This window comes from Streptomyces sp. XY431 (assembly GCF_001279805.1).
GTDB classification, from domain to species: Bacteria; Actinomycetota; Actinomycetes; order Streptomycetales; family Streptomycetaceae; genus Kitasatospora; species Kitasatospora purpeofusca.
Map to the genome: position 1 here is coordinate 21890 of NZ_LGDO01000105.1, position 11947 is coordinate 33836.

At 72.0% G+C, this 11947-nt stretch carries 11 protein-coding genes and 2 pseudogenes; 7 read left to right on the forward strand and 6 right to left on the reverse strand.

Going from position 1 to position 11947, the window contains the following annotated elements:
• Nucleotides 1-157: 157 nt before the first annotated feature.
• Nucleotides 158-2659 carry an FG-GAP-like repeat-containing protein gene (locus ADK60_RS13635; RefSeq protein WP_079008331.1) on the forward strand — a complete coding sequence of 834 codons (2502 nt, stop codon included), beginning with the start codon at nucleotides 158-160 and terminating at the stop codon, nucleotides 2657-2659.
• Nucleotides 2660-2741: 82 nt separating this feature from the next.
• Here ADK60_RS13635 and ADK60_RS13640 read toward each other — a convergent pair whose 3' ends face one another.
• Nucleotides 2742-3536 carry an aquaporin gene (locus tag ADK60_RS13640; protein WP_053645951.1) on the reverse strand — a complete coding sequence of 265 codons (795 nt, stop codon included), beginning with the start codon at nucleotides 3534-3536 and terminating at the stop codon, nucleotides 2742-2744.
• 111 nt (nucleotides 3537-3647) lie between these two features.
• The gene (locus ADK60_RS13645; protein ID WP_053645953.1) at nucleotides 3648-3992 is read right to left on the reverse strand and encodes an ArsR/SmtB family transcription factor; all 345 of its coding nucleotides are present in this window, start codon (nucleotides 3990-3992) and stop codon (nucleotides 3648-3650) included.
• A 109-nt stretch (nucleotides 3993-4101) separates the two neighbouring features.
• On the opposite strand from ADK60_RS13645, the gene ADK60_RS13650 reads away from it, so the two are divergent.
• Nucleotides 4102-4533, forward strand: a complete 432-nt coding sequence (locus ADK60_RS13650; RefSeq protein WP_053645955.1) for an arsenate reductase ArsC — start codon at nucleotides 4102-4104, stop codon at nucleotides 4531-4533.
• Between the two features lie 390 nt (nucleotides 4534-4923).
• Here the strand turns inward: ADK60_RS13650 and ADK60_RS13655 are convergent, their stop codons facing one another.
• On the reverse strand, nucleotides 4924-7434 hold the full coding sequence (locus ADK60_RS13655; protein ID WP_053645959.1) for an ABC transporter permease: 2511 nt from the start codon (nucleotides 7432-7434) through the stop codon (nucleotides 4924-4926).
• 222 nt (nucleotides 7435-7656) lie between these two features.
• On the opposite strand from ADK60_RS13655, the pseudogene ADK60_RS48380 reads away from it, so the two are divergent.
• Nucleotides 7657-8118, forward strand: a pseudogene (locus ADK60_RS48380) (helix-turn-helix domain-containing protein); the annotation flags it as partial.
• A 36-nt stretch (nucleotides 8119-8154) separates the two neighbouring features.
• Nucleotides 8155-8421: pseudogene (locus ADK60_RS48385) on the forward strand (TipAS antibiotic-recognition domain-containing protein); the annotation flags it as partial.
• Between the two features lie 232 nt (nucleotides 8422-8653).
• On the opposite strand, the gene ADK60_RS13665 reads toward ADK60_RS48385, so the two are convergent.
• Both ADK60_RS13665 and ADK60_RS13670 read right to left on the reverse strand, forming a co-directional pair.
• On the reverse strand, nucleotides 8654-9058 hold the full coding sequence (locus tag ADK60_RS13665; RefSeq protein WP_053645960.1) for a hypothetical protein: 405 nt from the start codon (nucleotides 9056-9058) through the stop codon (nucleotides 8654-8656).
• 38 nt (nucleotides 9059-9096) lie between these two features.
• Nucleotides 9097-9477: a hypothetical protein gene (locus ADK60_RS13670; RefSeq protein WP_053645962.1), complete on the reverse strand. Its 381-nt coding sequence runs from the start codon at nucleotides 9475-9477 to the stop codon at nucleotides 9097-9099.
• Between the two features lie 613 nt (nucleotides 9478-10090).
• On the opposite strand from ADK60_RS13670, the gene ADK60_RS47600 reads away from it, so the two are divergent.
• From ADK60_RS47600 to ADK60_RS13680, 3 genes are all read left to right on the forward strand, one after another.
• Nucleotides 10091-10225 carry a hypothetical protein gene (locus tag ADK60_RS47600; protein WP_286185275.1) on the forward strand — a complete coding sequence of 45 codons (135 nt, stop codon included), beginning with the start codon at nucleotides 10091-10093 and terminating at the stop codon, nucleotides 10223-10225.
• Between the two features lie 192 nt (nucleotides 10226-10417).
• A complete protein-coding gene (locus ADK60_RS13675) occupies nucleotides 10418-10801 on the forward strand; it encodes an MVB12 family protein (RefSeq protein WP_159400425.1) in 384 nt (127 codons plus the stop codon).
• Nucleotides 10802-10958: 157 nt separating this feature from the next.
• On the forward strand, nucleotides 10959-11405 hold the full coding sequence (locus tag ADK60_RS13680; protein WP_053645966.1) for a hypothetical protein: 447 nt from the start codon (nucleotides 10959-10961) through the stop codon (nucleotides 11403-11405).
• Between the two features lie 79 nt (nucleotides 11406-11484).
• On the opposite strand, the gene ADK60_RS13685 is transcribed toward ADK60_RS13680, so the two are convergent.
• Nucleotides 11485-11895, reverse strand: coding sequence for a hypothetical protein (locus ADK60_RS13685; RefSeq protein WP_053645968.1), 411 nt, complete (start codon nucleotides 11893-11895; stop codon nucleotides 11485-11487).
• Nucleotides 11896-11947 lie beyond the last annotated feature (52 nt).

The window sequence follows — 11947 nt, forward strand, 5'->3', positions numbered from 1 at the left end:
ATGTGGCGCCCCGCGCCCGGGGCGGGGCGGGATGCGCCACGATGCGGTCGCGGACGCACCCCGCGTCCAAGGACGACCGCCCCGCTCCCAGGACGACCGCCCCGCTCCGAACGGCGATCGCCCGCTCCGAGCGGCCGGGCCACGGAAGTGAGTTCACATGAGAAGCCACCGCGCGGGACCCCGCGCACGCGGGCGGGTGCCGCGTCCGTCGTTCTCCCTGCTGGCGCTGGGGCTGGCCCTGGTCCTGGCGCTGGGTCTGGCCAAGGGGATCACACCGGCCCCGTCCGCGCGGGACGTCCACTCCGCCTGCGGGCTGCCGGTGGCCGCCGGCGTCACCGCGGGCGGGTCGCGCGTCACCTGCGGCGAGGAGGCACGGGCCGCGCACCCGATGCTGAACGTCGCCGCCGATGACGTAGTGATCGACTACGTCTTCGACGGCGTGAACCAGGCGATGATGCAGGACGCGATCGACCGGGTGCACCGCCCGGGGGTGCGGCTGAGCGACCAGGCGCTGGACCTGATGAGAAGTCAGCGGCAGTACTTCCAGGGCGCGCCGCTCGACCTGGTCGACATCGACTCGGTCGACGACTTCTCCTTCGACGGCACGCTCCGGGCGACGGACCACGGCATCGCGGTGGTCGTCCCGCGTTCGGAGGTCGGCCAGGCGTCCTGGGGGACCTGGCTCAGGGCGGTCGCCGTCCTCGTGACGGCGACGGCGGTCCGCGCGGCCGTCTTCGGGCTCTGCATCTCCTTCGCCCCTCCGCCCGCCGAAGCCCTGTTCGTCGACTTCTGCTCGGCCGCCTCCCAGGGCTTCGGGACCTTCACCGGGTACATGATGACCGCCTACTTCCAGGGCCGCGCCGCCAGCGACCCCCAGCTGTGGGCGGAGGCGCTCGCGTTCGGGCTGGTCGGAGCGCTGCTCCCCGGTGCCGGATGGGACGTGGGCAAGCCCTGGATGGTCAAGAACCTGGCCGGGGCGGCGGCGACCGTCGGCCGCGGGCTGCAGAGCCTGGCCACGTCCATCCGCTCGTGGGCGGGCGAGACCATCAGCGACCTCGTCGCCGCCGGCGGCGTCATGTTCACGAACCTGTCGGCGCGGATCTGGGCGGCGGTCGTCGCCGAGGCGAACCGCCGGGGCGTCCCGCTGTCCCTCGCCCAGGTGCGGGTGATGCCGCTCGGCGACTCGATCACGCTGGGCACCGGCAGCAGGACGACGTCCAGCTACCGGGCCGAGTTGTGGGACGCGCTGAAGTCGCAGAACGACGAGGTGGACTTCGTCGGCTCGCAGTCCGCCGGCGTCCTGCCCGACGACGACCACGAAGGCCACTCCGGCTGGCGCATCGACCAGATCGCGGACCTCGCCGAGTGCTCGCTGCCGTACTACCGGCCGAACATCGTCACCCTGCACGCCGGCACGAACGACATGAACCAGAACTACCTCGTCGACTCGGCGCCGCTCCGCCTGGACGCCCTGGTGGACCGGACGCTCCACCTGTTGCCCGGCGTGACCGTGCTGGTCGCGACGCTCGTGCCCTCCACCAAGCCGGACGTGGGCGCGCGCATCCAGGAGTACAACCGGAGCATCGTCCCGCTCGTCCAGCGGATGGCCGCACAGGGCAAGCGGGTGCGGCTGGTCGACATGAGCGCCGTGACCACCGCCGACCTGTACGACCAGCTGCACCCCAACGACACCGGCTACCGCAAGATGGGCCGGGCGTTCACCGAGGCCATCGCGCACGCGGCGGCCGAGGGCCTGCTCGCGCCGGTGGCCGGCGGGCAGGAGGGAGGGAACCCGTGCGCCCCGCCCGTGGTGCCCGTGGTGTGGAAGAACTGGGGCCGGATCGCCACCGGCGCCGGATCGAACGTACCCGGCGCCGACGGGGCCGGCACGGCCGTGTCCGGTGCCCAGGTCCGGTTCGCGGAGATCAACGGCGACAACCGCGCGGACTACCTGGTCGTGCAGGACAACGGTGCCGTCCGTGCCTGGCTGAACACCCCCGGGGACGGCGGCAGGCCCTCCTGGACCAGCCTCGGGGTCATCGCGCCCGGGACGGGCGCACCCGGGGACCATGTGCAGTTCGCCGACGTCAACGGTGACGGTCGCGACGACTACCTCGTGGTGCAGGACAACGCGGCGGTGTTCGCCTGGCTGAACACCCCGGGCACCGGCGGTGTCCCGTCCTGGCGCAGCCTGGGCCTGGTCGCACCGGGAGTACCGGGCGTCACCGGGGACCTGGTCAGGTTCGCCGACTACGACGGCGACGGCCGCGACGACTACCTCGTGGTCGACTCCACCGGGCGAGTGCACGCCTGGCGCAACACCCCCGGCGACAACGGCGTCCCGTCCTGGCAGCCGCGCGGCCTGTTCGCGGAGGGCGTGGACGGCGCCACCCGGGACAAGCTCCGCTTCGCCGACATCAACGGGGACGGCCGGGCCGACTACCTCGTGGTCCAGGACAACGGAGCCGTTCTGGCCTGGGCCAACGCCGGTGGCACCGGGTTCGGCGGCTGGACCAATCAGGGGGTGTTCGCCTCCGGAGTCGGCGGTGCCACCCGGGACAAGCTCCGCTTCGCCGACGTCAACGGCGACCGCCGGGCCGACTACCTGATGGTCGCGCCGGATTCGGCGGTGGACGCCTGGCTGAACCAGGTCGGGTAGGTGGGCTCCCCGTCGGGGCAGAACGCGACACCTGCCGCGTTCTGCCCCGACGGGGCCGGAGGTCGAGCGGGCCGGGCCCCGCTCACGTCGTACCGGCCGTGCGGTGGCGGCGGCGGTGGTGGTCGAAGACGAGTGCGACCAGCGCCAGCCCGAGAACGGCGCCGACGAGTTGGGCGCCGACGAAGCCGGGCACCGAGGCGGGGGCGATGCCGGCGAAGGTGTCGGTGAAGGCCCGGCCGACGGTGACCGCGGGGTTGGCGAAGGAGGTGGAGGAGGTGAACCAGTACGCGGCGCCGATGTAGGAGGCGACCGCGACGGGGGCGAAGCGGAGCCGGTCGCTCCTGGCGAGGCCGAGGATCAGGAAGAGCAGTCCGGCGGTGGCGACGACCTCGCCGAGCAGCAGGTGTCCGGCCGAGCGGTCGTGGGTGGACCACCGCACCAGGGCCTCGCCGAACACGGCGTCCGCGAGTACCGCCCCGCCGATCGCGCCCACGGTCTGCGCGGCCACGTACGCGGCGACCTCGCGCGGGCGCAGGGCCAGGGGGTCGTGGCGGCCGGTCCACCACTCGGCGACGGTGACGACGGGGTTGAAGTGCGCGCCGGAGACGGGGCCGAGCAGCAGGATCAGCACGCCGAGGCCGAGGACGGTGGCCAGCGAGTTGGCCAGCAGTTGCAGCCCGACGTCCTCCGTGAGCCCGGCGGCCTGGATGCCGGAGCCGACCACGACGGCCACCAGGGCGGCGGTGCCGATCAGCTCGGCCGCCGCGCGGTTCAGCAAGGGCGCGGCCGCGGGCTCGGCGGCAAGGGGGTCCCCCTGGTCGAGGACCGGGGGAGGGGTTGCGTCGACGGCGGCGGCGGCGGGTCTGGCCCCGCCCATGGTGTTCAACGGATCGTGCTCCTCGTGCGGGGCCGGGCGGGCCGGAACGGCGATGCTGTCGGTGGTGCCGGGGGTGGGTCAGCAGGACCGCGGGTCAGTAGGGATCGCGGGTCAGCAGGACCGCTTGAAGCCGGCCTCGGCGGTCAGGCGGGCGGCGGAGGCGAGCGTGGCGAACTCCGCCGCCAGGCCGGTCAGGGCGTCGGGGCGGAGCGCGTAGTAGGTGAAGCGTCCGCAGGGCTCGGTGTCCACCAGTCCGGCTTCGCGCAGGATCCTCAGGTGGTTCGAGAGGTTGGTCTGCTTGGCGCCGGTCTCCTCGACCAGGTGCGTGGTGCACAGGGCCTCCCGGGAGAGCAGGGAGACGATGCGCATCCGCAGCGGGTCGGCCAGGGCCTTGAGGACCAGGGCCGGGTCGGCGGCCGGAGCCCTCTTCGTATCACCATCGACTGACGTCACCATGGGCTGATACGTTACCGGTGCCGGGCCCGCGAAGCGAGCCCCGGTTCCCCCCGGCTCCTCGCCGCCTCCCAGTGCCCGCCCTGCCCCGCGCATCGAAGGAACTCACACGTTGACCACCGCATCCGCCGCGTCCGTGCTGTTCGTCTGCGTCCACAACGCCGGCCGCTCCCAGATGGCCGCCGGGTTCCTGCGCCACCTCGCCGGCGACCGGATCGAGGTCCGCTCCGCCGGCTCCCTCCCCGGCGACCGGATCAACCCCGCCGCGGTCGCGGCGATGGCCGAGCTCGGCATCGACATCTCCGACCAGGAGCCGAAGGTGCTCACCACCGGGGCCGTCCGGGCCTCCGACTACGTGATCACCATGGGCTGCGGCGACGCCTGCCCGTACTTCCCCGGCAAGAAGTACCTCGACTGGAAGCTGGAGGACCCGGCCGGCCAGGGCGTCGAGGCCGTCCGCCCGATCCGCGACGGGATCAAGACCCTCGTCGAGGGCCTGATCGCCGAGATCGACGCCAGGCCCGCCACCGGCCAGGAACGCTGACCACCACGACCCGCGGACAGGGGCGTGCGCGAGGTCCTCGACGGTACTCCGCCGGGGCTGGGGCCACGCCACCGGGCGGGCCGGACCCGGGCGCGCCGCTACGCCGGCGGGAAGTGGCGCAAGCTCAACGCGGACGCCGTCATGCCGCGGGTCTACGACTGCCTGACTGACCCGCCCCCACGACCGGGCCCCTTGGGCTGCTGGGGCGGTGACAGTACGGCACCGCCCCGGCAGCCGGGGCCGTGCCGCCCTTCCGACCGACACAACGAGCAACCCGGCAAAGGTTCGCGGTCCCAGCAGTGGGAGGCCGGGGCGCCCGGCCGCGGCGGTTCGCCGCCACTGTGCGCCACCGCCACCGTCGGAGCCCGTGGAACCCCGGAGCCCGCGAAGTCACGCCGTGTGCAACGCGTCCACCACCGTCATCCGCCCCACCCGGCGGGCCGGCAGGACGGCCGCGGCGAGGCCGGTCAGCACGGTGAGCACCAGGGCCGCGAGCACCAGGAGGACGGGCGGCCCGCCGACCGTGCCCACGGTCGAGGTGACGGACCGGGCGGCCGCCCAGCCGTACGCCAGGCCCAGACCGGTGCCGACCAGGGCGCCGGCCAGCGCCAGCAGGACCGCCTCCAGGGTGAGCATCCGGCGCAGCTGCTGCCGGGACATTCCGATCGCCCGCAGCATGCCGATCTCCCGGGAGCGCTCGCTGACGCTGAGCATCAGGGTGGCGGCGACGCCGAGGCCGGCGATCACCACGGAGAAGCCGAGCAGGGCCATGCTGATCAGCATCATCCGGTCCAGCAGCGACCGCAGGCCCTCGGCCTGCGCGGCCGTGTCGGTGACGGTGAGCCGGGGCTGCCCGTCCAGGGCCCTGTCCATCGCCTGGCGGGCGGCGAGCCGGTCGGCCCCGGCGGCGGGGCTTATCCAGGCCGTGGTGACGGCCGCCCCCGGGGCGAGCCGCTCCAGGGTGGCCGGGGTGACGAAGAGGACGGCCCCGCTCTGGAGCACGAACGGCAGCGCGCTGCGGCCGGGCTCGATCCGCAGGGTGGCGGCGGGCGCTCCCGCCCGGCCGGCGACCACGTGCTCACCGTTCCCGCCGGCGCCGGCCGGTCCGTCGTCGCCGAAGCCGCTGAGGGCCGTGCCGCCGGCCAGCGCCCGGGCCCGGTCGGCCCCGTCGGTGGCCGGGTCGAGCAGCGCCGGGTCGGCCGCCGCCACCAGCGTGCTGCGGCCGTCGATCTCGAGCGTGGCCGAGCGGACGGGCGTGACGCCGAGCGTCCGCTCCCGTCCGAGCACGGTCAGCGCCCCGGCCGGCAGCGGGGCGCCACCGGGGGCGGTCACCGAGAAGACGCCGGGCTGGCGGGCGGAGACCGCCGGGACGAGGGAGTCGGAGGTGATCTCCAGCGCGGTGACGGCGCTCACCATCACCGTCACGCCGAGCAGCAGGGCCGATCCGGTGGCGCCGGTGCGGGCCGGGTTCAGCCGCAGCTGCTGGGTGGCGAGCCTGCCCGCCGTGCCGCAGAGCAGCCGCACCGGTACGCCCAGCCCCGCGACGACCGCCGGCAGCAGACGGTGGCAGAGCCGCAGGACCCCGAAGAAGCTGCTGATCGCACCCAGCGTGACGGCCAGCAGCGACAGCGGCGGCCCTGCCACCACCCCGGCCACCAGCAGCGCGGTGCCCGCCACCAGGAGCAGCACGGACAGCGCCGCCGCGCGCAGCCCAGCGCCGCCGGTGGTGCCGCCGGCGGCACCACCGAGCGCCGCGACGGGCGGCACCGCCGAGGCGGCCTTCGCCGGTCCGCGCACGGCGAGCACCGTGAGCAGGACGCCGAACATCCCGGCCGCCACGCAGGTGAGCGGGGACGGCGTGAGGGAGAGGCGGACCGGTCCGAGGTCGGCGGTGCCGGCCAGCACGGTGCCGACGGCGCAGAGCCCCGTCCCGAGCAGCAACCCGGCGACCGACGCGCCCGTGCCGAGCAGCAGCCCCTGGCGGCGGATCAGCCGCCGGACCTGCGCCCGGTCGGCGCCCACACACCGCAGCAGGGCCAGCTGGCGGGCCCGCTGGGCGAGGACGACGGAGAAGGTGTTGCCGACGACCATGCGGGCCACGGCGAGGGCGATCAGCACGAACGACAGCGCCGCGATCAGCACCACCCCGTAGAGCGTCCTGCTCTGCCGGGTCGCCTCGGCGACGGAGGCGTCGTGGGTGCGGACCTCGGCCCCGCCGCCGAGGGCCTGCCGCAGTGCCTCGGCGGTCTGCGAGCGCGAGGCGCCGGGGGCGAGGCGCAGGTCGAGCCGGGCGGTGCCGACGCCGGTCGCGTACTGCGCCACGGCGTCGTCCGGCACCGCGACGACCGGGCTCCCGGCGAGGCTGGGCGCGCCGCGGCCGTCCAGGGTGCCGGCCAGGCGGACGGTGCCGGTGGTGCCGTCGGCACGGGTCAGCCGGACGTCGGAGCCGGGCCGGGCGTCGACCCGCCGGGCGGTGTCGGCGTCGAGCAGGACCTCGCCGGGGCCAGCCGGCCACCGGCCGTCCTTGAGCAGCTGCCAGCGCAGCGCCGGGTCGGCCGCGATCGAGCTGACCACGGCCGGCTCGTCCAGCGGCCGCCCGGCGGAGGTCAGCACCCCGCCACGGCCGACCAGCCGCGCCGACACCGCGGCCACGCCGGGCACCTGCCGCGCCCGGTCGGCCGTCCCGGGCTCCAGTGGGCCCTGTGCCTGCGCCCCGGTCACCTGGATGTCGGCCGGCCCGACCTCGGCGGCGGCGGTCTGGCTGAACGAGTCGACCAGCGCCCCGCTGCCGCTGACCGAGGTGATCAGGAAAGCCACCCCCAGTGCGATCGCCGCCCCGGTGAGGACCAACTGCCGGAGCTGCCCTCGCAGCTCGGCCAGGGTGTATCGGTACGTCGTCATCGTCCCTCGGCTCAACCGCCTGACCAGCCGTGATGCGCTGTCAGGATCATGGTAGAGCCTAGGTCGGCCGGCCCCCGCCCCCGTCAGCACGACGTCGCATCCTTGATCACTCCGAGGTCTGAGCCCCTCCGCCCGCCCGTCCTCCTCGGGAGGTACGCCGCCCCCTAGTGCTCTGACCGTGTTCGTCGGCCGGGTTGGCGGTGACGGATTCCGAGCCGGTTGGATGTGATCCACCGGTTCAACGAGGTCGGTCTGGCCCGCCTGGACCCTCGGTGGGCGGGAGGCCGTCCCCGTCTGCTCGGTCCGGACGACGAAGTCCTCGTCGTCCGGACGGCCACCACCCGACCAGCCGAGCCCGGGCAGCCCTTCACCCGCTGGTCGATCCGCAAGCTCACCGCCCACCTGCGCAAGGTTCACGGCCGGGTGATCCGGATCGGCCGGGAGGCCCTGCGCAGCCTGCTCGCCGGACGAGGCGTCACCTTTCAGCGGACGAAGACCTGGAAGGAGTCCACCGATCCGGAACGGGACGCCGAACTCGACCGGATCGAGCACGTCCTGGAGCGCTTCCCCGACCGGACGTTCGCGTTCGACGAGTTCGGCCCGCTCGGCATACGCCCCACCGCCGGCAGTGCCTGGGCCGAGCGGGGGCGACCCGAGCGGCTGCCGGCGACCGACCGCCGCACCGCGACGATGGACGCCGCCGAGCTCGAGGCGGGCCAGCGCGAGCGAACGGCCGGAATGATCCGCCTCGCGGAGCTACTGGCGGCCGGCACCCCGGCCTCCGCCGACTCCGTCCAGGCCGAGATCGACGCCCGGTACCGCTGGCTCGCCGAGCTGCACCCCGTCACGCCTGAGGAGTTCCGCGCCATGGGCCTCGGCTGCGTGCAGAACCCGTCCTGGCGCGCCGCCTACGAGGCTGTCACTCCCGGCCTGGCCGAGTACCAGCACACCGCGATCGAGTTCTACGCCACCACCCGCCTGGTCTGACCCGGCACCGGCGCTCCTCCTCATCCCACCGGACAGTGGAGGAGCGCACGGCTCAGCCGGCCCCCGGCCCTGCCGCGGCGATCAACAAGCTGAAGACCTTTCGCGCGGTTGCGACCAGGTTCGAAAAGCGCGGCTACGTCCACCTCGGAACCGTCACAGCAGCCGCGCTCGTCATCTGGCTCCGCTCATGATCGCCAGGACAATGCCCAGTCCCGGACCTTCCGGAACAGCTTTAGGTCACCCTCGCGCGGACGTGTGTGTTGTCGACGCCGGACAGAAGGTAGAAATAGTATGTTCCGCCACTCAGGTCGTAATGGACCAAGGTGGCTTCTTCGTTGCAGGGGATCGTGAAGGCGTTGCCGACCGGCCGGTCGAAGCCGTTGGTCTCGTGGTAGAGCTGTGCGGCGATCACGTCCGAGTCGCAGCTGCCGTTCAGAAAGATCGAGCGTTCCCCTACTCCGCCCACCAGTCCGAAAGCGGGCGAGTCCGCGTGCTGGTTGAACCAGAAGTCGAACAACACTTGGCGCTTCGTCCGGTGCTGGGCAGGTTCGGCAGCCGGAACCGCGGCAGCGGCGGCGGGGGCGGCGGTCAGCAGGGCGGCCATGGTCAGCGCCAGGGCGGTGGAGAACTTCCGCATGGGAGTGCGCCGTTCCTTCTTCATGGGGTGGGCGGACATTAGTACAGGCTGCCGTAGACGTGGGTGTTGTCGACACCGGAGTAGAAGTAGAAGTAGTACTCCCCGCCACTGAGCTCGTAATCGACGACGGTGGACGTCGCGTTGCAGCGCAGCTCGATCACGTTGCCCACCGGCCGGTCGAGGCCCCAGGTGACGTGCATGAGGCGGGCGGCCACGATGTCGGAGTCGCAGTCGGCCGTCAGGAGCCCGCTGTGGCGCCCCTGACCGAGCTCGACCTTCGGTGACGAGCCGCTCTGGTTGAACCAGAAGTCGTAGCCCGCACGGTTGGCCCGCGCCGCGTCAGGGCCGGCGGCGGACGCCGACGGCGAACCGATCAGAAATACGGCCAGAGTCAGAACGGCCGCGAATCGCTTACGCATGAGAACCTCCGGAAGGACACAGCGATGAGACCTCGCGTTCCCCGCGGCAGTGGCACACTCCGGGACACTCGACCGCTCACTGCGCATGTACACGAAGGAGTCGCCCCCGACAGGGTCGCTACGTGTGCAATCTACTACAGAACGTAGCCGTGCGCGCCAGATCTTCCGTCTCCCGTGACTCCGCGTGCAACCGTCGCGCACGGTCCGGTGATGCCAGGCACTCGTGGATCGTTCCGGTGCGGAGGGGCGCGGCCGCCCGCCGAGCGGGCGGTGGGCCGAGCGTTCGGTGGCCACCGGGGCCAGGGGAAGGCGCGGCAGGAACTCCGGGCGGGCCGCGGGGGGAGTCGAAGGCAGTAGGGGCCGTCGGCCGGCGGTTGTCGTTGGCAAGGGTGAACTGCCTTGGAGTTGCGGGAACTTGAGCGCACCGCGCGGATAGCGGGCCGGTTCGGTCCACTGTACGGGCGATCACCCGACCCTCCTCGCGATGGTGGCTGCAGGGCCCGGGTTGGGCCGAGTGGACGGAGTGGGAAGTCGGCGGGTCCGACTTCCCACTCCGGAGCCCGTCAAGCCTCCGAAATCTGCGGAGCGGCTGTGCAAGGCGATCGTGGCCGGCATGGTCGCGCTGCGCGCGACGGCGCCGGATGCGGTCACGCTCCTGTCGGACCACCTTGTCGAGCCCGGCTGTACGGGAGCGGAATTTTCGTGGGTCGGCGTGATGGAACGGGCAGGTGCTCACCGGATCGAGTGAACGTCGACGGGAACTGATTTCGTATACAGACTATTTGCATCGGTCATGCATAGGCTCGTCCGCGCTGGGCGACCTCCGGGTCGTCGGCCCGTGGTGGTGCCATCCGGCCGCTCTGGTGGCATGCGCCCCGGTTTCTCCGATCGATCGCACTTCGGGAGGTACGACATGGCTGTGACAGACATCGACATTCTGGTGGGGAGTCAGTCCCCCAAGGAGGGCTGGGAGAAGGACGAGCACGACCTCAACGAGGGGGCCGGCGGGGAGTACCTCTACCTGTCCTGGGAGCTGAACGGCACCAAGAAGCCCGTCACCGACCTCTATGTCGTCGAGGGCGAGGGCGAGGACCCCCCGCACGGCTACTACAAGATCAGCACGGACCTCAACAAGGGCGCCGGCGGAAAATACCTCTACCTGTGCTTCTCGAGGGAGGGGACGAAGCCCATCCTGGATCTCGTCGTTGTCTCCGGCGACAGCGACAAGGTGCCGGCTCCGTCGGGCTTCACGCGCTACGAGCAGGACCTCAATGAGGGGGCCAAGGGGAAGTTCATCTACATCTGCTACAAGCAGCAGGCGTAGCGGCGGTTCCGCACAGCAGGCGGGGTGCCCTCCGGTTTCCGAGGGCGCCCCGTTCCCTGTTGTCGTCGGAGAAAGGGCGCAGTCGGGTGTCGAACTGCGCCGGAAACATTCTGGGCCGACTCGACAGTCCGTTCGGCGCAAGGTGAGGAGATGGCGGATGGCGAACAAGTGGACCTCGGTGTCGAAGCTCTCGGTGGTGCTCGAGACGGGGGAACAGCGACGCGAGACCGGACACGCCTATCCGGACGACAGAATCGGTGTGGTGATCACCGTGCAGCCGACCGATGACGACGGAAATCCCGTCGAGGTCACGGTCGAGAAATTGTGTGCAAGCATCTCGCTGATCGACTACATCGACGAGTCGGACATCCCCGTGAAGGATCCCAGTGGCACGGTGGTGAACTGGTGCTACGAGAAGACGAAAGAGATCACATGGCGGAAGGGTCGGACTCCGCAGATCAAGTACTACGTCGCCCACACCGGCGCGCCGAAGCCACGCTCCAGGTCGATCGGAGTCCTGGTGAAGACCGAGTCCGACGCTCTCGTCTTCAGCTCGTTGAACGGGACGTACCACAGCTCGGTGCAGATCACGGATAGGACCTGAGGTGACGGCCGTTGGACCGGCGGAGCGGTGCCGCCGGTCCAATGCCGACCCGGCCTGCGGAACCCGGCCTGCGGCTCCGTCACTCCTGCTGTCGGTAGCAGAGGTAGACGAACTCCCCGCCGGCTCCCTTGTTGAGGTCCTTCTCGTAGCGCGTGAAGCCCTCCGGGGCGGGCGCGTACTGGTCGCCGGAGAGCACCACGGCGAGTTCCAGGAGGGGCTTCGATCCGTCCCTCGAGAAGCACAGGTAGAGGTCTTCACCACTGGTTCCCTGGTTGAGGTTCGTGCCGATCCTCTCGTAGCCGTGCGGGGGTTGCGCGCCCTTGCCCTCGATGACGTAGAGGTCGGTGACGGGCTTCTTGGCGCCGTTCGGCTCCCAGGTCAGGTAGAGGTAGTCGCCGTGTGCGCCCTTGTTGAGGTCGTGCTGGTCCTTCACCCAGCCCTTCTTGGCCGACTGGCTCCCCTCCAGGATGCCGATGTCCGTCACGGTCATGGGATGCCTCCAGAGTTTGCGGTTGGTCGGGATCGGTGACTCGGTAGGCCGT